This is a genomic window from Bartonella rhinolophi, assembly GCF_036576165.1.
In the GTDB taxonomy this organism is placed as follows: Bacteria; Pseudomonadota; Alphaproteobacteria; order Rhizobiales; family Rhizobiaceae; genus Bartonella.
The window spans coordinates 14,212-35,581 of sequence record NZ_JBAFWY010000010.1 but is presented as its reverse complement, the minus strand read 5'-3'; the positions used below and the strand labels follow the sequence as shown (position 1 = coordinate 35,581).

Genomic DNA, 21,370 nt, shown 5'->3' with positions numbered 1-21,370 from the left:
CTTTTTCACAGAGAAGTATGGGATGAAACTCTTTATGTATATTACGATTTTAAAGATTTAAGATGATACGATTTTCTTTGATAAAATTGTTGAGTCAGAATTGAATGTGTAAATAATAGGAATGCCAGTTGCTAATTCTTGAGATATAATTTCTTCACCATTTAGACCTTCAAGTGCCATAATAAGAGCACGAAGAGAGTTACCATGTGCTGCGACCAAGACAGTTTGAGAGCGCAAAATATAAGGTTGGATATGGTAAAGATAATAGGGCCAAACGCGTGCACCAGTATCGCGTAAGCTTTCTCCATTAGGTGGTGCGATAGCATAAGAACGGCGCCATGCTTGTACTTGTTCTTGTCCCCATTGTTGACGCACTTCATCTTTATTCAGGCCAGATAGATCACCATAATCACGCTCATTTAATGCTGAATTTTTTATCAACTGCAAATCTGCTTGTCCCATTTGCTCTAAAATATGCTGAGCTGTTTTTTGCGCGCGCTGTAAGGCGGATGTGTAAGCGATATCAAATTTTAAACCAGCTGCTTTGAGTTTCTTTCCAGCGGTTATTGCTTCTGTATGACCTTTTTCTGTCAGGTCTGGGTCTTTCCAGCCAGTAAAAAGGTTTTTGAGATTCCATTCACTTTGTCCATGACGAATTAATACAAGTGTGCGTCCCATTATGAGTTTCCTGCGTCGGTTATTATTGGATGTTTAGGATTCATCACTCAATCCTAAAACATCGAGCATTGAATAAAGACCATTTTTTTGTTCCTTTGCCCATAAAGCTGCTTTTAATGCGCCATTGGCAAAAATAGAGCGTTCTTGTGCTGAGTGTGAAAGAACAATGCGCTCATGTGAGCCAGCGAAAGTAACGCTGTGATCGCCAATGACTGTTCCACCTCGTGAACAGGCAAAGCCAATAGTGCCTTTTTCACGCTTTCCCGTATAACCGTTGCGTCCACTAACGCTGACATCTTTGAGCATAACATTACGACCTTCAGCTGCGGCATTCCCAAGAAGAAAAGCTGTTCCAGAAGGAGCGTCAACTTTGCTAGAGTGATGCATCTCGTAAATCTCAATATCAAAATCATCAGGTTTTAATGCTTTGGCTGCTTTCTTTACGAGGTTAGACAAAAGATTAATTCCGAGGCTCATATTTCCAGATTTAACGATAGTTGTATATTGCGCAAAAGCTGCAATTTTTTCTTCTTCTTTTTTACTAAATCCTGTTGTTCCAATAATATGAACCAAACCTTTTTGAGAGGCATTGTTGGCATAGAGAACGCTGGTTTGTGGTTGAGAAAAATCTAAAATACCTTCTGTGTCAGAAAAGGCGTTCTCTGGGTCATCGGTGATGCGAATGCCGATGATATCTGAACCAATTAATATGCTTGCATCTTTTCCTACAAAAGGAGACTCTTTGCGTACAAGTACACTACAAAGTTCTACGTCCTTTCTACGCTGAATCGCTGCGATTAGTTCGCGTCCCATTTTTCCATTTCCACCAACAACTGTAAGACGCATATTTTTCTCCTTATAGCACTTTACTCTTTGAGTATAGGCAAATTCTCTTTTTCTTTCCAACAGTTCTGTATATAAGAAAAAAGATTTTACTTCTTTGGTTATTTAAACACACTGCTCGTTTATACAAATTTGTGAAGAGGTGCAGTCGTCACTATTAAAAAATAATATGAATACTGCTCAAAAAGCTCTTTAAATGTATGTTTGAGAAAATGATATGAATCTCATGTATGAGACATGTCATCCTTTGAGATTTTGCTGTAATAGAAGCGCACTAGAAGTATATTATCCATGAAATATTGCTTTCATTTTGTCTGGAAGAATTTTTCAAAAATCAAGGTCAGCGTAGTGAGTGCTTGCTGCAATACCTCGGACGCGATCTGTTAAAAGAGAGCGAAAAGAAGGTCGCGATTTAATTCGCATATACCAGTCTTTGGCTGCGGGAGATTGTTCCCAGTCAATTTCTCCGAGAAAATCAAGGACAGAAATAGAAGCTGCTGCTGCTAAATCTGCATAGGATAGTGCAGAATTAACTAACCAGTCACGGGATGCGCAGAGCCAATTGAGATAGTTCATATGGGGAAGAATATTAGCGCGCGCATTGCGTAAAATTTGCGAATCTGGAGCACCGCCACCAATGGCTATCGGCATTTCACGCTTGTAGATTCGTTCTCGCACAATATGGCGTATAGCTTCATTTTCAAATTTATTTAAAAACCAATCGTTAAGACGGCGTACTTCAGCACGATCTAAAGGGTTTTCTGGAAAAAATTTATTTCTTTGTTGCAAACTTCCACGTGTTTCATCTAAATATTCGGAAATAGCGGTGGCTCCTGATAATGGAGTTTCGTGTTCTGCAAGAAGAACGGGGACATTTCCAGCTGGATTGAGTGCAAGAAATTCGTGTCTTCTTGCCCATTCATGTTCTTCAATCAATTGGGTGGTTATATTATATTCTCCGAGAATAAGGCGTATGAAGCGGGAGGCAGAAGAGAGGGGCGAATGAAAAAGTGTCAGCATAGTCTACGCTATCAAAAATGAAGTTGACGGGTTTGTTAAAATGATAAGAATTTTTATAAAGATGCTTTGTTGGAAGTACAAGATCATTAGCAGCTGTCAGCAATCATACTTAATAATATATTAACGACAAGATGCATTTTATTGTGTGACTGCTTGCAAAATGGCAGCGCGCAATTCCTCTAAGCCTAATGCTTTTTCTGCAGATGTTATGAGAAGCTCAGGATAGGCTGCTGGATGTTTAAGAAGCTTTGTTTTTGTAATCATTACTAAATTTTCAAGTTCATTCGATTTTATTTTATCACTTTTTGTTAAAACAACTTGGTAAGAAACAGCTGCTTTATCAAGAAGGTTTAGAACATCGGCATCATTTTTTTTAATTCCGTGACGTGAATCAATCAAGACATACACACGTTTCAGTGTTGTACGTCCCCGTAAATAGCTAAAAACCAGATGTGTCCATGCTTCAACTAAATTTTTTGGGGCTTCAGCAAAACCATACCCTGGCATATCTACGAGTGCCATAGGAGGGAGGTCCCCTCGTTCTCCACTGAAACCGTCGGGTACAAAATAATTAAGTTCTTGCGTGCGCCCCGGTGTATTTGAGGTACGTGCTAAGCCTTTTTTCTGAACTAGTGCGTTGATTAGGGATGATTTTCCAACATTAGAACGCCCCGCGAATGCGATTTCTGGTGGTCCCTCAGGAGGAAGAAAGTGTATTGTAGGCACACCACGAATAAAAACCCAATTGCGAGAAAAAATTCCAGAAAAAGAAAAGCTTTTCGTCATTCATGCACTTCTTTTTTGGGTGATTTTTGCCACATGGCTCTCAGATTATTGAAAAGCTCAATTTTGACACCTTGACGTTTCATCATGATACTTTGCTGAATCATCGACAATACGTTGTTCCATGCCCAGTAAATAACAAGACCAACAGGGAAAGAAGCTAGCATAAAGGTAAAGATGACGGGCATCCACGTGACGATGAGAGCTTGCGTTTGATCTTGGGGTGCTGGGTTCATACGCATTTGTAAAAACATTGTGATCCCCATGATGAAAGGCCATGCACCAAGCATGAGAAATGTTGGAACTGTATAAGGTAAGAGACCAAACAGATTAAAAAGAGAAGTTGGGTCAGGTGCTGCCAAATCTTGAACCCAACCAAAGAAAGGGGCATGCCGCATTTCAATGGTGATATACAAAACTTTATAAAGAGCAAAGAATATTGGAAATTGAACCAACATTGGCCAACATCCTGCAAGAGGATTGATATTTTGAGTTTTATATAGCTCTACGATTGCTTGTTGTTGTTTTGTCCGATCATCTGGATACTTTTCTTTAATTTCTTGTAACATCGGCTGCAAAAGTTTCATACGTGCCATAGACTTGTAAGACTTATTTGCAAGCGGGAATAGAAGTGTTTTCAAGAGTACTGTGACAAGAAGAATGGCAACACCAAAATTACCTGTTTGCTTATAAAGCATGTCAATGAGAGAAAACATTGGCTTTGTGATAAAATCAAACCAGCCCCAATCAATTAAAAGAGCAAACTTCTTAATATTTAGCTCATTTTGATAGTAATTAATAATTTCAACTTGTTTTGCACCAGCAAAAAGACGATTTGTGACGGTTTTTGTTTCATGGGGTGCAATAGTTAAAGGCGTACTATGCAGGTCAGACTGATAGTGGGTATTCAGATGATCGAAATAAATAAAGCGGCTTGTATATTCTTTATCCTGTGAAGGAATAACCGCAACAGCCCAATATTTATCTGTGATACCGATCCAACCTCCCGTAACTCTAGGAAAAGTCATACTTTTTTTTCCATTATCAGGATTTGGATTAAGCTCTGCTAAGGTTTTGTACTTTTCAGTTTTGAGTGAATCACCCGCAATACCTATCATGCCTTCATGAAGTAAATAGGTTGCATTTGTATCTTCTGGGGGAGCTGCACGTGCAACGCGAGCGTAAGACGAAAGATATATGGGCTCATCACTTTCATTACTAATAGAATCTTCAATGGTAAACATATAGTGGTCATCAACCGAAATGGTGCGGCGGAAAATCTGTCCTTGTCCATTATTGTAGATTAAAGTAACAGGTGTTGAAGGAGTTAGCGTTATATTTTCTCCTTCTATTTGCCATTGTGTTTTAGGGTTCGGCAATGCTTCTGCTGGTAAAGATAAGCTTATAAAGCCAAATTCTGCAAGATAGGTTGTTGAGAATCCCTTAGGATTTAGCAAAGCAATTTCTGGTGATTCTTTATCTACGGTTAGGCGATATTTTTTGAGCAAAAGGTCATCAAATTGTGCACCAACAAGACTAATGGAGCCTTCAAGTTCACTAGTTTTGATTGTGATACGGTTTGTTGTCGCCAATGCAGCTTTTCGCATTTCAGGAGTCATTGGGTAATTGGTTTCAGATGCTGATCCATGAGTGAGTGCATCATCAGAAAAATTTGTTTTGCCAGTGCTAGATGCAGATTGTTGTTTTGACAACTGCTGCGCAATGATTTGTTGTTGTTGCAATTCGGCTTGTTTGGGAACAACATAAAGAAAATGCCATGCGATGAGCACTACAAAAGACAATCCAATAGCGATAAAAAAATTGCGGTTATATTCCATTTGTATTACTCTGTTGTCGTTGTTGGCATTTTGTTTTTGACTTTATCCGTCGGCTTAATTCGTTGATCAAAGACGTAAAAGGAGCATGGAGCACATCTCGATGTGCTACAATGACGTAGTCTGTTCCTGCTTCCATATCGTCTGCTAAACCAACTCTTACTGCTTCACGTAAGCGTCTTTTTATACGATTACGTTTGACTGCATTACCGTTTTTACGCGTGACAGTAAAGCCCACACGTGCAACAAGGGGACGCTTTATGTCTGCTATTTGTTCACGAGGTTTAACTTCAAGCAAAAACAAAGGACCACGTCGCTTTTCTCCTGTGCGTACAGCTAAAAAATCTGCTCTTTTACGAATGCGGCAGGGATGTTTTTTTTTCATAAAGAACATTTCGCAATTTCACTAAATGCCTGCAAAAACAGGCATCAAAGGTTCACAACGAAAGCTTCACAACAAGGAAAAATCAACAATATTCAACTTGTTGTAAAAATTTAATAGTTAAGCGGATAATCGCTTACGTCCACGGGCACGCCGAGCTGCAATAACTTTACGTCCACCAGCTGTTGCCATGCGTGCACGAAATCCATGGCGGCGTTTACGAACAAGTTTAGAGGGGTTGTAAGTACGTTTCATTTATTTAATACCGCAGTGTGCGGCCCTTCTTAATTCATGGGCAGTTATGCATTAGATGAACAAGCTTACTTTCATTGAATGATTGCTAATCCATAAGGAAAAACATAAAAAAAGTCAATCTTAGATTATCTTTCTATTCCTTGAAAAAATGTAAAAAGGTTCTACAACGAATGTTTATTTTCGTGTGTAACACTTTAAAATTCTAAGAAAATAATGAGTGGTTACAATGATTCAGTTTACAGTTATTTTTTCTGTACTACAAATGAATAGCAAAAGCGTTAAGAAGAGCTACAGAAAGCAGATTATTATATAATGGTTATTGTATAATTATGAAAGATATTGTTTTGTGTATGCGCTGGTTCTATTTTCAATATGAAAAATTTGCTCAACTTTTTGGATTTTAGAGGTGCTTATAGGAGAATCTGTAAAGCTTGATTGTATAACAAAGTGTGTCTTTTAGGATTTCGTAACAGATTTTCTACGCAAAGTTTTTATTTGAGGTTGGCTTCATGTTTTGAAAGGGATAAGGTATAAGCTATTAACACTTTATAACTCTCATAAAGTGGAAAATCTTCAAGAGATGAGCGATAAGTGTTTTCGTCTTTATTGCTAAATTGCTAAATTCTCTAGCATTTGTACAGAGAGGAAAGAGTGTGAAGCCTATCACAAGCGAGGCTATTCGCAAAGAGTTACGTAAAATTAAAGGACCAGATTTTGAAGGCGATATTGTATCGTTGGGGCTTCTTTCAGAAATATTAATTGCTAATGGTAAGGTTTTCTTTTCCATTACAGTTCCTGATGGTCGTCTGCAGGAGTGGGAAGCGTTGCGCTGTTATGCTGAAAAAGTGGTGTGCGCTATGGATGGGGTTGAGTCTGTTATTGTTACACTGACGGCGGAAAAAAAATCGAAGGTACCTCTTCAAGCACGTAACGATGCAGTTTTTTCTGCACAAAAACGTAAAGCAAATCTATTGCCTGCGAAGATGCCGATAGAAGGTGTACGGCATGTAATTGCGGTTGCTTCTGGAAAAGGGGGCGTTGGCAAATCTACAATGGCGATAAATATTGCCTTAGCTTTGCAAGATTTTGGGTTCAAGACGGGTTTGATGGATGCTGATATTTATGGTCCATCTTTACCACGTTTGACAGGGCTTGTTCATCAAAAACCACAGTTGAGTGATAGGAAAAAGCTTCAACCACTTGAAAAATTCGGTCTTAAATTGATGTCAATGGGATTTTTGGTTGAGGAAGAAAAGCCAGTAGTATGGCGTGGTCCTATGGTGATGGCAGCTGTAACGCAATTGTTAAGAGATGTTTTATGGGAGCCCCTTGATGTTTTGGTGGTTGATATGCCACCAGGGACAGGAGATGCGCAATTAACGCTCGCTCAGCAAGTCCCTTTGACGGGGGCGCTGATCGTTTCTACTCCACAGGATCTTGCCTTGGTTGATGCGCGTAAAGCGATAGAAATGTTTATGAAAGTTGGTGTTCCTATCTTAGGGCTTATTGAGAATATGAGTTATTTTATTGCTCCCGATACGCGAAAGCGATACGATATTTTTGGTTATGGTGGTACACGTGCAGAAGCGGAACGCCGAGCTGTTCCTTTTTTGGCAGAAGTGCCGCTTGATGCAGTTTTACGCTCTTCTTCAGATGATGGTATGCCAATCTTTGTTGCTAAGCCTGATGGCGAGCATGCCAAGCTTTATCGTACTATAATTGATAAAATAAAAAATAATTTTTGTTAAATTTATGTTTTTCTAAAAGGGTTTTCTAAAATCTAATCATTCGAAATATAAAGAACATTAAAAGAAAAAAAGGGTTTTTTATGGGAACTGCAATACATGAGCGTCTTATTGTTGGGTTAGATGTTCCAAATGTGAAACAAGCAGAAAAACTGATCACGCAATTGGGCGATGATGTTTGTTTTTATAAAATAGGCTATCAGTTAGTTTTTGCTGGTGGAATAGAATTAGCTAAAGAGCTCATTAAGGCGCAAAAAAAAGTATTTCTTGATATGAAATTACTGGATATTGATCACACCGTTGCAAAAGCTGTGGAGAATATTATTAAATTAGGCGTTTCGATGCTGACGATTCACGCTTATCCAAAAACAATGCAGACAGCCGTTGCTGTCGCTAAGGGGAGCGATTTATGTTTGCTTGGGGTAACGGTTTTGACATCAATGGATGATGCCGATTTGGAAAATGCAGGCTATAGAGAAAATTTGAAAAATTTAGTTCTTAAAAGAGCTGAACAAGCACGAAATGTAGGAATGGGTGGGATTGTTGCTTCGGCTCTGGAAGCAGAGGCTTTGCGGAAAGTTATTGGAGCTGATATGGCATTGATTACACCAGGGATTCGTCCTTTGGGAAGCGATAATGATGATCAAAAACGGGTTATGACGCCAAAAAAAGCATTAAATGCTGGAGCAAGTCATCTTGTTGTGGCGCGACCAATTGTTCAAGCAATTGATCCTGTGGCAGCGACAAAGAAAATTTTGGCAGAAATGGCAGATGATCACTAATAAAGATATTGGTGAGACCTTAGGGAGAGGAGGTATGTGATGATGAAAGAAGGGTATGAGTGAAAAAGCCTATTTCATAGGCGCCCATGCTTATTCTGCGCCCGTTATGGAATCAGCGCTGTATTTGGTGGCAACGCCTATTGGGAATCTTGCAGATATAACTCTTCGTGCTTTGCAAGTGCTTGCAGGAGTTGATATTTTAGCGTGTGAGGATACGCGGGTGACGCGCATTTTGTTGGAACGCTACGGTATTCAAAAAAAAACATTTATTTATCATGAACATAATGCACAAAAATCAGGGGCACGATTATTAGCGGCTTTGGCAGAAAACAAAACCGTGGCGCTTGTTTCAGATGCTGGGACACCGCTTATTTCTGATCCTGGTTTTAAGTTGGTTGAACAGGCACGTGAAGCTGGTCACATGATTGTTCCGATTCCTGGTGCATCAGCTCTTTTAGCCGCTTTAGTGGCGACGGGGCTTCCCACCGATAGTTTTTTCTTTGCAGGTTTTTTGAGTGCGCGCAAGTCACAACGTCAAAAACGATTAGAACAATTAAAAGCTATTCCTGCCACTTTGATTTTTTATGAATCGCCTCATCGTCTTATCGAGACTTTACAAGATATGATTTCTATTTTTTCGGCTGATCGACCTGCTGCAATATGTCGCGAATTAACAAAAAAGTTTGAAACGGTAAATGTTTCTAATTTAGGTACTTTATTTGAAAATTATAGAGAACAGGCACATATTCGTGGAGAAATTGTTGTGCTTGTTGGTGCAGGACTTCCCTCTTTGGAAGTGATGAGCGATCAAGAGATTGATGAAATGTTATTAGATTTGGCACGCGTGCATTCTGCTGCTAAGGTGGCGGCAATGGTTGCTAAAAAAACTGGCTTAAAAAAGCAAGAACTCTTTCAACGGTTGACTTTTTTAAAAGATGCATAAAATTAAGCAAAAAGAGCGCAGACAAAAATCTTTTTATCGAGGTGTTCGTGCGGAAAAATGGGCAGCTTGGTGGTTGCGTTTTAAAGGATTTCACATTGCTGAAATTCGTTTTAAAACAAAGTGTGGTGAGATCGATTTAATTGCACGGCGTGGAAATCTTGTTTTGATCGTTGAGGTAAAAGCACGTTCAACATTGGTTGAAGCAATGGCTGCGGTTTCTCGGATGAATGAGAGGCGCATTGAAGCAGCAGCAGATATTTGGTTAGCACGGCAAAGAGATCGTTCTCTTTTATGTGTGCGTTTTGATTTGATTGCAGTTTTGCCGTGGCGTTTTCCGCATCATATTCCAGCGTTTTTTACGTCTGACAAATGAAAATTTCCATATCGTTTAGACTATGATAGGTAAAAATTCATTTTTATGTATATGTATTTATGGATGAAAAAGTGAGTAACAATTTAAACTCTATGAGGAGCGAGAGATGGATGATTATGAAAAATTTGCAACTGGCTTGTTGATTGTTTTTGGAGCGCTGGTTATTGGTGGTCTTATGGCAGTGCATATTGTACTCATGAATAAGTCAGGTTTTTTGTTTGCATTAACGGCAGCTATTGTTGGTTGGTTTTCTGCTTTTGCAGTTCTCTTTGATAAGCCCAAAATCTATTTGGGATTGATTATTCTTGCTGTGTTATGTGTTGCTTCTTCAATTAGCATTTACGTTAGTTAAAATGAGTGAAACGCTGATTGGATTCCATTTAAAATTATCTATGAAAGTGAGAAAGAGAAATGAAAATTGGCTTTTTAGGAACCGGTAAAATCAGCGCTTCAATGGTGGATGGCTTAATGAATAGCACTTTTGATGTTCCTTCAATTATTGTTTCGCCACGTAATGCACAAATAGCAGAGCGCCTTTCGCGCAGTTATGCTAAGGTTATAATTGCCGAAAACAATCAAGCATTGCTGGATATTAGTGATTGTGTTTTTCTTTGTTTACCCAATCAAATTGCAGAAGAGGTTCTGCGTTCTCTTCGTTTTCGTCCAGAACAGCTTGTTGTTTCTGTACTTGCTATGGCAAAAGCAGCAGAAGTTGAAGAATGGATCAATCATAAAGTTTATCGTGCTGTTCCGCTTCCTTTTGTCGCGGAATGCAAAAATTTAACGCCAATTTATCCTGACCACCCATTTTTACGCACTTTATTTGATGCTTTGGGCGGTACAGTGGTGTTGGATGCAGAAGATCAGTTTAACCTGTTCATGACTGCGGGTTCACTAATGGGGGTTTATTTTAATTTTATAGAAACAGCACATCAGTGGTTTGTTGCACAGGGGTTAAAGAAACAGCAGTCGGCAGAGTTTCTTGCGATGATGTTTGGAAGTCTTACTGATGAAATGCGCAAAATTATAGCGACTGATGGTTCTGCATCTCTCGATTTTGCGTTGCTTGAGAAAGAATTTTCAACGAAGGGAGGAACAAATGAATTTTTATCAAACTGTTTTTCTCGCCAAGGTGGAAGAAGTGCTTTAATAACGGCTCTTGAGACAACTTTGCAGAAAATGAACGCTTCATTTACAAATTAGAATGTTTGCTCAATATTTCTTTTTTCATTCGAATGAATGGGATATTAACGTGTTTACATGAATACAGAATCTACAAAATTGTTTGTTAAGTGCGTTCAATAGTAAGAGGGGTTCATATTTGGGATTTTGCTATAGCGCGTCAAAGTGGTTAAAATATTTTTGATCATTGATAGAAAAAATTATTTAATAAAAACATGTTATACGATTTTTTGATGAAAAAAGTTTAACAAAAAAATTGAGACATTGTATTATGGCGTGTTATGGGTGTGGTATAAAGTGCGTTTTATTTTGCATCAATGGAGTAAGGTAAGATTTTGAGTTAAGAGAAGACTTTACCATTGATTGCATTTTATAGCTTCCAACTTTAGCGAAATGAACAATCATTACATATTTGGGTAAATAGGTCCTTCATTTCCTTGTGGGCAGGTCCAATTGATATTTTGGTTGGGATCTTTGATGTCACATGTTTTACAATGGATGCAGTTTGAAGCATTGATAACATAAGCTTCATGGTTATCATGGTTTAGCCATTCATAGACAGCGGCAGGGCAATAGCGTGCAGAAGGTCCTCCATAGATTGCGTATTCAGAGTTTTTTTGTTTTTCTAGTGAGACTATTTTTAAATGACAAGGTTGCATTTCTTCGTGATGCGTATTAGAGAGCGCAACACTGGAAAGACGATCAAAGGTTACAATACCATCGGGTTTTGGATAAGCAATGGGTTGGAATTTTTCTGCTGGTTCAAGACACGCGTAATCCGCTTTTTTGTGTGGAAGTGTTTTAAATAGGGAAAACCCGAACAGCTGTTGCCACCATATATCAAAGCCTGCGAGTGTCATTCCATGTTTTGTGCCGTATTTTGCCCAGAGTGGTTTAGCATTGCGCACTTTATAAAGATCTTTGCCAATGGGACCTTTTCGCCAATGTTCTTCGATTTCTTTCACTTCATCATGAGCGCGCCCTTGAGCAAGAGCTATAGCAATTTTATCGGCTGCCAATATACCTGATAAGATCGCATTGTGTGATCCTTTGATACGAGGGACATTAACAAAACCAGCAGCACAGCCGATAAGTGCTCCACCAGGAAAGGTGAGTTTTGGTACAGACTGCCAACCACCTTCGCTGATAACACGTGCGCCATAGGAAAGGCGTTTTGCGTCTTTGAAGATCTCATAGAGTTTTGGGTGTGTTTTAAAACGTTGAAATTCTTCAAAGGGAGAGAGATAAGGATTTTGATAATCTAAATGCACCACAAAGCCGACAGAAATTAAATTGTTTTCTTGATGATAAAGAAAACCTCCACCGCCAGTGTTATTATCTAATGGCCAGCCAGTAAAATGTTGAACTAAACCAAGTCTATGTTTTGTAGGATTAACTTCCCAGAGTTCTTTGAGACCAAGACCGAACTTTTGGGGTTCACGACCTTTGCTGAGATCAAATTTTTGTATCAGTTGTTTCGCAATTGAACCACGTGCTCCTTCGGCAATCAGAGTATATTTAGCCAATAATGCCATCCCAGGCATATAATTTTTTCTAGGGGTTCCATCTTTATCAAGACCCATATCACCTGTAAGAACACCAATGATAGCTCCGTTATCATTTTGGATAGTATGCGATACGGCAAAACCAGGATAAATTTCAACGCCGAGCGCCTCGGCTTTTTTACTTAGCCAACGACAGACATCTCCCAGTGAAACAATGTAGCAACCATCATTTGATAAGATTTTTGGGCGAAAAATATTGGGAAATATTGTGGCGGATTTCGGCTTCAGAAAAAAAAGCTGATCACTAGTGACAGGTGTTTTGAAAGGGTGATGGTGCTCACTTTTCCATTCTGGCAAGAGTGTGTCAATACCAATGGGATCAATAACTGCACCAGATAGAATGTGAGCACCGACTTGGGTACCTTTTTCAACGATTGTAACAGAAAGTTTAGGGTTAATCTGTTTTAAGCGGATTGCGGCAGAAAGTCCTGCAGGTCCTGCTCCCACAATTACTATGTCAAATTCCATGCTTTCGCGTTGGTGATGCAGAGACGCATTCATGGTTTATAAAGCTTTCTCCAATTCAGGAATAATTTGATGAAGGTCGCCGACAAGGGCGTAGTCAGCAATTTGCATAATGGGGGCTTCTTCATCCTTATTAATGGCTACAATAACTTGTGCGTCCATTATTCCAGCTAAATGCTGAATTGCACCAGAAATGCCAACGGCAATATAAAGTTCAGGAGCGACGATTTTTCCTGTTTGCCCGATTTGCCAATCATTAGGGGCGTAGCCTGCATCAACAGCTGCTCGGCTAGCACCTAAGGCAGCTTCTAATTTATTGGCAAGAGGGAGAAGGAGCGCCATAAATTGCTCCTGAGAACCAAGACCGCGCCCGCCAGATACAATAACACGTGCTGAAGCAATATTAGGACAATCACTTTTACTGGTTTCTTCTTTAATGAAAGAAGAAAGGTTTGGATTGGGAGCTGGCGTTATTGTTTTAATAGGAGCAGCGTCATTTTGAGAGGGAGCTGGCGTGAAGCAGGCTGTGCGTACGGTTATAATTTTTTTAAGATCATTGCTGCGGACAGTTTCAATAGCATTCCCTGCATAAATTGGTCGTTTAAAGGTATGAGGTGCGACAATAGAGATGATATCTGAAATTTGCATAACATCAAGAAGAGCAGCCACACGTGGCATTATATTTTTGCCCATGTTGGTAGAAGCAGCCATGATCACATCGTAATCATTTGCTCGTTGAACGATCGTATCTGCTACGGGTTCAGCTAACTGATTTGCTAAGTAATCGGCTTCAGCAATAAGGACTTGCCGTACACCAGCCAGATGCGCAGTGTTTTCGGCAAGTGTTTGAACCTTTGTGCCACAAACCAAAATATCAATATTATCGCTGATTTCTCGAGCGGCGGTGAGTGCTTTTGCAGTTTCTTCTGTATTGTGTTCAGCCAATAAAAGAATTGCCATAAATTTTTGCCCTTTTATGCATTGTTGCTTTTAACCAGTTTACTCTCGAATATTAAATGCGCTTTGTTTGTTTTAGTGCACTGATAAGCTCTGCTACATTAGCCATTTTGACACCAGATTTCCGAGGTTGTGGCTCTTCAACGCTGAGAACTGTTAAGCGTGCTTGCGTGTTCACACCAAGATCAGAAAGTGCTTTTTGTTCAATGGGTTTCTTTTTCGCTTTCATAATATTAGGGAGAGAAGTATAGCGTGGCTCGTTTAATCGCAGATCAGCAGTCATAACCATGGGAAGGGGGAGACAAATAGTTTGTGTGCCGTTATCGACTTCGCGGGTGACTGTTGCATATCCATTTTCTATGTTGAGAGATGAGGCAAAAGTTGCTTGCCCCCAACCAAGAAGGGCAGCCAGCATTTGCCCAGTTTGGTTGCTATCATCATCAATGGCTTGCTTACCCAAAAAGACCATATCTGGTTTTTCTTCATGAATAATTCGTTTGAGAATTTTAGCAATTGCTAAGGGTTCGAGTGTTTCTTCAGTTGTTACAAGGACGGCTCGGTCAGCACCCATTGCAAGTCCAGTTCGCAAAGTTTCTTGTGCTGCTTCTGGTCCAATTGAAACAAGAACAACTTCTGAAATTTTTCCAGATTCTTTCTGGCGAACTGCCTCTTCTACGGCAATTTCGTCAAAAGGGTTCATAGACATTTTTACATGGGACAGATCAACACCTGTGCTATCAGGTTTGACGCGTATTTTGATATTATAATCAACAACACGTTTGACAGCGACAACTACCTTCATAATGATCCTCTTTATTTATACGACCACAAGTTTATAATAATAATGATCAGAAACCAAATCGTTTAGAGCTGAATTTCTTTTATAATTTTTTTTAATCATGTAAGCTTTCTTACATTTATTTGTATTTTTTATCATTAACTGTTGTGCACAGTTTATATTTTTGCTGCTTTATTTCTTAATAGTTGCTTTCTTCTCTACATAAAAGGTACAAAACCTAATCGGGTATTGGCTTCAAAAATTGAACATATTCATCATAGTTTGTGCAACAGTTTCATGAAAGGAACTTAAAATAAGGGGTGCTAAAAATGGTATAAATATATGAATAACAAAATGGGAATATCCTTTTTTAGTTCCACATGCTCAGATTCTATGGCTATGATGCGTATTCCATGGTAACGATACAATAGTGAGAAGAAAAATGGTCGTTTTTCAATTCAAATATTGAGAGTAGGGACATCAAAATTATTATTTTAAGTGCTTCTGATAATTTTTAAAGCTCTATTTACTAAAATAACGCACACTTCTCACTCATTTGTGCGATTCTTCGAAGAAGATAAATGAGGGGTAGCGTTTTGTGAGTACGAAAAGCCATATTATAAATCAAGTTCCACACGACAAATTTTCTTCTTTTGCTGTTAAGCAAAAGGAGGCAGTGAGTGCGCATGCTGCAATGACAATGTCGGATATTGCTACAAATTTACGCTCTGTTCATGCACAAATGCAGATGAAGTCTTCGCCTCATCATTTGGTATCACCAAGCTCCATGGAAGATAGTTTTAAGTCTTATTTGGATGATATTAGCCGCGCAATTTTGGCCGAGTATTCTATGCGCAATAAGAGAGAAAAAGAGCTTTTTGAGCATTTGGGGCAGATTAAAATGCTTATTCAAAATTTGCATAATGATTTGCGTAGCGAAAAGAAAAATTCGCAAGAAGCTGCAATGACACGACGTGTTTCTCGTTCAAAGTCGCTTAATTCTATAGTGCACCATCTTGCTCATATGGAAAGCCAAATTAGCTTTTCGTGCCAAGAGGCACCAAATTTTTCAGAACAGAAAAGCATGAATCAAACCCAAATAAATGCTGTAAATGCATCCCAACAAGATGGGGAAAATTCTTTGCCAACAAACGTCACGAAGCCTTCTTTAAAAGAAGCTGAAGGGCTTATCATGCATTTTGCACCAAATATTCAAACATCTGGAGGTTGCGTTGAGGATAGTCAGTGTGATTCTTCTTTAAAAGCAAAGCCTTTGAGGGAGAGATTTTTTTTACGTTATTCTGTTAAAAAATTACTTATTTGTTTTTTAATTATTGCATTTATGGTAGCGATAACGTTATGTTCCTATAGCTTTTTAAGAGGGGCTCGTTTTTTTAATTTGTGATGTTGTTATTAGATCAGTGAATGTGAGGGGTGTATTTACACAATTTATGATTTTTCAACGATGTGTGTAAAGTCTAAAACTGTTCTTTTTAAAAATGCAACAAAGGTTATTAAAAAAGAGCTTAAAACTATTCAAACAAACCTCAAATTATATTGAAGGTTCTGTAAGTGAGTATTTATTTACCAATTGCTGAAATGTCGCTTAACATGCTGATTTTGATTGGTATGGGGGTGGTGGCAGGTTTTTTTTCAGGTCTTTTTGGGATTGGTGGTGGTTTTTTAATCACGCCTTTATTGATCTTCTATAATATTCCTCCTGCTATTGCTGTTGGAACGGGGGCTAATCAGATGATTGCATCATCTGTGACGGGTGCGATTGCACATTTTAGAAGGCGTACTCTTGATATTAAGCTTGGTATTCTTTTAACGATTGGAGGGGGGATTGGCTCTTTAATCGGAATTCAAATTTTTTCAATTTTAAAGGAACTGGGACAATTGGATCTCATTATTTCACTTCTTTATGTGATTTTACTTGGGAGTGTTGGAAGTTTGATGATTATTGAGAGCTGGTGTGATATGATGCGACAGCGCAAAGCACAAAAAATCCATATTCGTCTTGCTGGCCGGCATAATTGGATTCATAAATTGCCGTTTAAAATGCGTTTTCGAACATCGATGATATATGTAAGCATTATTCCAGTTTTAGGAATTGGTTTAATTGTCGGGTTGCTTTCTTCTATTATGGGAATCGGTGGAGGATTTTTCACGGTGCCAGCGCTGGTTTACCTTTTACGTGTTCCAACTAGTGTAGTGATTGGAACTTCACTTTTTCAGATTACATTTGTCTCTTCTTTTACAACAATTTTACAAAGTGTGAGTCATCAGTCTGTTGATATTGTTTTAGCTTTTTTGTTGATGCTTGGAGGCAGTATTGGTGTGCAATACGGAATACGGGCTGGACGAAAGTTAAAGGCTGAACAACTGCGTATGGCGCTTGCATTTTTGGTGTTGATTGTGTGTATGCGCCTTGCTTTTCAATTATTTATACGCCCTGATAATCTTTTCTCTTTAGCTACTTTTATGAGATAAAAATGGGTAAATTGTTTTCTTTATGCATAATCTCAAGCTGGTTTTATGTACTTCCTTTTTCTACGTGGGCGGATGTGGGTGGGGAAGTTGCATCGGTTGATCGTGAAGCGATTCAGATTATTGTCACAACAAATACGATCACAGTTGATGCACATTTTGATGGTCGTGATCTTTATATTGCTGGAGTTTTGGAAAATATTGATCCGTTATATTCTCGACAAAAACGCTATGATATTGTTGTGATCTTGGAAGGACAAGCACGACCTATGGTGATGCGAGAAAAGAAACGGAATGCTGGAGTTTGGGTTAATTCAGGTTCCCTCATTTTTGAAAATGTTCCCTCCTTTTATTCAATGGTAACAACGCGTGCAATTGATGATATTACCAGTGCTGAAAATTATAAACGTTTGAGGTTGGGGTTATCTTATTTTTTGCTGCAGACGAATGAAAAAGATCCAGCAAAAATACAAACTTTTCGCAATGAGCTTATAAAGTTGCAAAAAGCTAAAAAGCTTTATAATGAAGAAGTAGGTGGTGTTCATTTTGGTTCTGGTTCGCTTTTTACGGCGCATTTTCAGTTGCCAGCAAATATTCCTGTTGGACATTATCAGGTGCATGCTTATCTTTTTCGTGATGAACAGTTTATTGATAGCGCAACCACTACACTTGAAATAGTTAAAGCGCATATTGCTTATACAATTTTCTATGGAGCTCACAAATACAGTTTGTTGTATGGTATTATTGCAGTGCTTGTGGCTGTTAGTACAGGCTTTTTATGTCGTTTGATTTTTCGAAAAGATTAGCAAGAGAAAATTCTAAGATATTTATTTTTTGCAGAAAATGCGTAAAAAAGAAAGACAGGTACAACAATGATTGCTCTCATTACGGTTATATGAAAAAAGTTTGCAAAAATTATCAATCCTATCTCTCCATAAAAAATTAGAAAAATTTACGGATTGTTTGCTTAGTATCATGAAGTATTCATTTTAAAAAATTTGCCATGATGTCGACGAGAAATAATAGAATAATAAGAGACTCTTTGGCATATCTGCACGTATATCGCATTTCAGTTACGTAATAAGAAGAAAATAAAAGAAAGGCTATTCCAGTGCTTTTTTTGTGTTTATTTCTCTGTAAGACTGGTGGAACATTTGTATTCATGTTTCAAGTGTGTTCATATTTTGTTAACACTTTTCGTGAGAGGGGGGAGATTTTTTAGTACGTTGAGAATTTCCCAATAGCAAATAATATGTTGTGTATAGAATCTCATTTGGGACATTCTATTTTATAGAGGTGTTGTTCATTTTGATGGATACATGTTTGTGTAAGTATTAAGATTGAATATCTCAACATCCGTGAATTGGAAAAAATGGTAAATTTGTTTGTTGAAAAAACAGTAGCCACGAATGTAGTGGAATTTAGTGTTTCTGAAATAGCGGGTGCTTTAAAGCGCGTTGTTGAAGAAAAGTTTGGTTATGTGCGGGTGCGTGGAGAAATATCAGGTTATCGCGGTCCACATGCTTCATCAGGTCACGCCTATTTTGCTTTGAAAGATGATAAGGCTCGGTTAGAGGCTGTTATTTGGCGTGGTGTTATGGGCAAGCTCAAATTTCCTCCTGAAGAAGGAATGGAAGTGGTTGCTGTGGGCAAGCTTACGACTTTTTCTGGATCATCAAAGTATCAAATTGTCATTGAAGCTCTTGAGCCAACGGGGGTTGGTGCTTTGATGACTCTTCTAGAAAATCGCAAAAAAAAGTTTGCCGATGAAGGCTTATTTGATGAAGCAAAGAAAAAGCCTTTGCCTTATATGCCCAAAATTATAGGTGTTGTGACATCACCAACAGGTGCTGTTATTCGCGATATTATTCATCGTATATCAGATCGTTTTCCGTTGCATATTTTGGTTTGGCCCGTACGGGTTCAGGGAGAAACAAGTGGTCAGGAAGTGGCTGCTGCTATTGAAGGTTTTAATGCGTTGCCTTTAGAAGGTGTTGTTCCTAAACCTGATGTCATTATTGTTGCACGAGGAGGAGGAAGCTTAGAAGATTTGTGGGGGTTTAATGATGAAGCTGTTGTTCGTGCTGTTTATGCTTCTTCTCTTCCTGTTATTTCTGCCGTTGGGCATGAGACGGACTGGACTTTGATTGATTATGTCGCTGATTGGCGCGCTCCAACTCCTACAGGAGCGGCAGAACGAGCAGTTCCCGTTAAGCTTGATCTTGAAGTACAAGTGGCATCGCTTGGTGCGCGCTTGCGTAAGGGATTGGTACGTTATTTTGATTTTTATCAACAAAGGTTGCGTGCAGTTGTGCGAGGTCTTCCGACTGCTGATCAGCTTTTTGCTTTATCTCGGCGTAGTTTTGATGAAATTTCAAGTCGATTACAGCGTGCCTTTTGTGTGAGCTACGAAAAAAAACGTTTTTATTTTCATGCAGTTAATCTACGTTTTTCGCCGCGTTTATTGAATTTTGATTTTCACCAACAAAAATTATATGCAGTTGTGCAAAGGCTTCAGAATGCCAACCAATTTTTCGTTTTACCTCGGCGTAATTTTAGTGAAACTTTAAGTCGATTACAGCGTGCTTTTTGTGTGAATTATGAGAAAAAACGTTTTTATTTTTGTGCATTTGGTACACGACTTTCGTTACGTTTACTAAATACTGAAAAAGCACAACGCAATATAACGGAATATACTGCACGTCTTTGTCGTGCTTTTTTGCGCAATGTTGAAAAACAACGCGCTCGGACGGAAATAGCATTCAGGATTTTAAGAAGCACTTCATATCAAAATATTTTAGAACGTGGTTTTGTTTTGGCTTTGGGGCAAGATAATAAGCCTATTAAGCGGTTGGTGCAGGTTCCTGAAACAGGATCCATAAATTTGCGATTTTTTGATGGTGAAATTAGTGTTTTAACACATGATCATGTTCTCAAGAGGTCTTCAAAATCTAAACGGATAAAGTCAAAACAAGATGATCAAGGAACGCTCTTTTGATACGGTAAATTTAATGCTTGATGAAGGGCTTCTTATGGGGGCGGATGGAAAAGTCCGCTGTTCATGGGCAGGGACTGATCCACTTTATTGTGCGTATCATGATGATGAATGGGGAAAACCTGTTTTTGATGATCATCGTTTATTTGAAAAAATTTGTCTTGAAGGTTTTCAGGCAGGACTTTCTTGGCTGACAATTTTAAAAAAAATTTCTCATTTTCGCCAAGCTTTTGACTCCTTCGATTTCGAAAAGATTGCTTGTTATGATGAAGAAAAGATCAAAACATTAATGCTTGATAAAAGTATTATTCGCCATCAGGGAAAAATTCGGTCAGTGGTTAATAACGCCTTCAAAGCGCAAAAAATTGTTGCAGAGTGGGGTAGTTTGTCTCACTATTTTTGGTCTTTTCAGCCACCGCAATTTGAGCGTTATGAAAAGGTAAATTTTCAAATATTGCGGGATAATCCTATCACACCTACTTCTATCCGTCTTGCGGCAGATTTAAAAAAACGTGGTTGGACATTTGTCGGCCCCACAGTTTGTTACGCTTTTATGCAGGCAATAGGAATTGTTAATGATCATCTTGAAGGGTGCTTTTGTCGTTAAATTCGCAAAATTTTTTATGATAGGTGAGACTCTATTGTTAAATGAGATAATATAAAAGAATGTGGAATAGTTTTTTGGAAACTTATCCATTTTTTGTCATTTAGTAATTGTTTGAGGGCGTGAAAGCATAATGTACAGCTGTCGTTAATAGATACAGTAATGTAATCCTCAAAAAAATTAAAGAAAAATCAGTCCATACTTTTTCAAAAACGGTTTCTAAAATCGTTGCAGATGCGCGTTAGTCTGTTAATTTTGAGTAATATCCATCTATTAGTTAGTTGTATAATAATTATAATGGATCAATTGCACATTATAATGTTCCTTGAAATGTAATGAAATCCATTTTGTAAAACTTTTACTGAATGTATAAACATTAGTTATAATTTGTATGATGTACGATTATCAAATGTTCGTGAAAAAATATAGACAAATTGCCATATAAAAAACTAATATTAAATGACTTAGGATACTTGTGTGAAGCTTTATTATCTGATAATTCTTCCCTTTAGAAATAATCTTTTTTTGTGTGAACTTTTAGTTTTTTAGAAAAATACTTAAAGTCAGACAGATTTTTATTCACTGTATTGTTTAAATGAAATTACAAACATTTACAGTTGAAAAAAGGGTGTTTTGGAGCGCGGACTTTTTGCTGATGCGAAGCAATATGAACATTGAAATTGAGAAAAATTTAT

Annotated in this window: 21 protein-coding genes; 11 read left to right on the top strand and 10 right to left on the bottom strand. The window is 38.3% G+C overall.

Features of this window, described 5'->3' with window-relative positions; genetic code table 11:
- Positions 1-57: 57 nt before the first annotated feature.
- The 7 genes from V5N67_RS06140 to rpmH all read right to left on the bottom strand — a co-directional run bounded on the left by V5N67_RS06140 (position 58) and on the right by rpmH (position 5,796).
- Positions 58-678 (bottom strand): 2,3-bisphosphoglycerate-dependent phosphoglycerate mutase, encoded by a 621-nt coding sequence (locus V5N67_RS06140; protein ID WP_332061016.1) that lies wholly within the window; start codon positions 676-678, stop codon positions 58-60.
- Positions 679-711: 33 nt separating this feature from the next.
- Positions 712-1,524 carry a 4-hydroxy-tetrahydrodipicolinate reductase gene (gene dapB, locus V5N67_RS06135; RefSeq protein WP_332061015.1) on the bottom strand — a complete coding sequence of 271 codons (813 nt, stop codon included), beginning with the start codon at positions 1,522-1,524 and terminating at the stop codon, positions 712-714.
- A 324-nt stretch (positions 1,525-1,848) separates the two neighbouring features.
- Positions 1,849-2,541, bottom strand: coding sequence for a glutathione S-transferase family protein (locus V5N67_RS06130; protein ID WP_332061014.1), 693 nt, complete (start codon positions 2,539-2,541; stop codon positions 1,849-1,851).
- 138 nt (positions 2,542-2,679) lie between these two features.
- Positions 2,680-3,327 carry a ribosome biogenesis GTP-binding protein YihA/YsxC gene (gene yihA, locus V5N67_RS06125; RefSeq protein WP_332061013.1) on the bottom strand — a complete coding sequence of 216 codons (648 nt, stop codon included), beginning with the start codon at positions 3,325-3,327 and terminating at the stop codon, positions 2,680-2,682.
- Positions 3,324-5,162 (bottom strand): membrane protein insertase YidC, encoded by a 1,839-nt coding sequence (gene yidC / locus V5N67_RS06120; RefSeq protein ID WP_332061012.1) that lies wholly within the window; start codon positions 5,160-5,162, stop codon positions 3,324-3,326. The genes yihA and yidC overlap by 4 nt, the downstream gene beginning before the upstream one ends.
- Positions 5,152-5,544, bottom strand: a complete 393-nt coding sequence (gene rnpA, locus V5N67_RS06115) for a ribonuclease P protein component (protein ID WP_332061011.1) — start codon at positions 5,542-5,544, stop codon at positions 5,152-5,154. Before rnpA ends, yidC begins: the two co-directional genes overlap by 11 nt.
- 117 nt (positions 5,545-5,661) lie before the next feature.
- Positions 5,662-5,796 carry a 50S ribosomal protein L34 gene (rpmH, locus tag V5N67_RS06110; RefSeq protein ID WP_332061010.1) on the bottom strand — a complete coding sequence of 45 codons (135 nt, stop codon included), beginning with the start codon at positions 5,794-5,796 and terminating at the stop codon, positions 5,662-5,664.
- 653 nt (positions 5,797-6,449) lie between these two features.
- On the opposite strand from rpmH, the gene V5N67_RS06105 reads away from it, so the two are divergent.
- From V5N67_RS06105 to V5N67_RS06080, 6 genes are all read left to right on the top strand, one after another.
- Positions 6,450-7,544: an Mrp/NBP35 family ATP-binding protein gene (locus tag V5N67_RS06105; protein WP_332061009.1), complete on the top strand. Its 1,095-nt coding sequence runs from the start codon at positions 6,450-6,452 to the stop codon at positions 7,542-7,544.
- 80 nt (positions 7,545-7,624) lie between these two features.
- Positions 7,625-8,323 carry an orotidine-5'-phosphate decarboxylase gene (gene pyrF, locus V5N67_RS06100; protein WP_332061008.1) on the top strand — a complete coding sequence of 233 codons (699 nt, stop codon included), beginning with the start codon at positions 7,625-7,627 and terminating at the stop codon, positions 8,321-8,323.
- A 55-nt stretch (positions 8,324-8,378) separates the two neighbouring features.
- Positions 8,379-9,266 (top strand): 16S rRNA (cytidine(1402)-2'-O)-methyltransferase, encoded by an 888-nt coding sequence (rsmI, locus tag V5N67_RS06095; protein WP_332061007.1) that lies wholly within the window; start codon positions 8,379-8,381, stop codon positions 9,264-9,266.
- Positions 9,259-9,639, top strand: coding sequence for a YraN family protein (locus V5N67_RS06090; RefSeq protein ID WP_332061006.1), 381 nt, complete (start codon positions 9,259-9,261; stop codon positions 9,637-9,639). Before rsmI ends, V5N67_RS06090 begins: the two co-directional genes overlap by 8 nt.
- Before the next feature lie 106 nt (positions 9,640-9,745).
- Positions 9,746-9,991 carry a hypothetical protein gene (locus tag V5N67_RS06085; protein WP_332061005.1) on the top strand — a complete coding sequence of 82 codons (246 nt, stop codon included), beginning with the start codon at positions 9,746-9,748 and terminating at the stop codon, positions 9,989-9,991.
- 59 nt (positions 9,992-10,050) lie between these two features.
- The gene (locus V5N67_RS06080; protein ID WP_332061004.1) at positions 10,051-10,842 is read left to right on the top strand and encodes a pyrroline-5-carboxylate reductase; all 792 of its coding nucleotides are present in this window, start codon (positions 10,051-10,053) and stop codon (positions 10,840-10,842) included.
- Positions 10,843-11,225: 383 nt separating this feature from the next.
- Here V5N67_RS06080 and V5N67_RS06075 read toward each other — a convergent pair whose 3' ends face one another.
- Genes V5N67_RS06075 through V5N67_RS06065 form a run of 3 tightly spaced genes read right to left on the bottom strand, consistent with a single transcriptional unit; the run spans position 11,226 to position 14,610 of the window.
- Entirely contained in the window at positions 11,226-12,887 is a 1,662-nt protein-coding gene (locus tag V5N67_RS06075; protein WP_332061003.1) for an electron transfer flavoprotein-ubiquinone oxidoreductase, read from the bottom strand.
- Positions 12,888-12,890: 3 nt separating this feature from the next.
- Positions 12,891-13,811 (bottom strand): electron transfer flavoprotein subunit alpha/FixB family protein, encoded by a 921-nt coding sequence (locus tag V5N67_RS06070; protein ID WP_332061002.1) that lies wholly within the window; start codon positions 13,809-13,811, stop codon positions 12,891-12,893.
- Between the two features lie 52 nt (positions 13,812-13,863).
- Positions 13,864-14,610 carry an electron transfer flavoprotein subunit beta/FixA family protein gene (locus V5N67_RS06065; protein WP_332061001.1) on the bottom strand — a complete coding sequence of 249 codons (747 nt, stop codon included), beginning with the start codon at positions 14,608-14,610 and terminating at the stop codon, positions 13,864-13,866.
- Positions 14,611-15,184: 574 nt separating this feature from the next.
- Here V5N67_RS06065 and V5N67_RS06060 point away from each other — a divergent pair.
- The 5 genes from V5N67_RS06060 (at position 15,185) to V5N67_RS06040 (ending at position 20,678) form a co-directional block, all read left to right on the top strand.
- Positions 15,185-15,991, top strand: a complete 807-nt coding sequence (locus tag V5N67_RS06060; protein ID WP_332061000.1) for a hypothetical protein — start codon at positions 15,185-15,187, stop codon at positions 15,989-15,991.
- A 167-nt stretch (positions 15,992-16,158) separates the two neighbouring features.
- On the top strand, positions 16,159-17,079 hold the full coding sequence (locus tag V5N67_RS06055) for a sulfite exporter TauE/SafE family protein (protein WP_332060999.1): 921 nt from the start codon (positions 16,159-16,161) through the stop codon (positions 17,077-17,079).
- Positions 17,080-17,081: 2 nt separating this feature from the next.
- Positions 17,082-17,882 (top strand): TIGR02186 family protein, encoded by an 801-nt coding sequence (locus V5N67_RS06050; RefSeq protein ID WP_332060998.1) that lies wholly within the window; start codon positions 17,082-17,084, stop codon positions 17,880-17,882.
- A 566-nt stretch (positions 17,883-18,448) separates the two neighbouring features.
- On the top strand, positions 18,449-20,074 hold the full coding sequence (gene xseA / locus V5N67_RS06045) for an exodeoxyribonuclease VII large subunit (RefSeq protein ID WP_442879250.1): 1,626 nt from the start codon (positions 18,449-18,451) through the stop codon (positions 20,072-20,074).
- Positions 20,052-20,678 carry a DNA-3-methyladenine glycosylase I gene (locus V5N67_RS06040; protein WP_332060997.1) on the top strand — a complete coding sequence of 209 codons (627 nt, stop codon included), beginning with the start codon at positions 20,052-20,054 and terminating at the stop codon, positions 20,676-20,678. The genes xseA and V5N67_RS06040 overlap by 23 nt, the downstream gene beginning before the upstream one ends.
- Positions 20,679-21,370 lie beyond the last annotated feature (692 nt).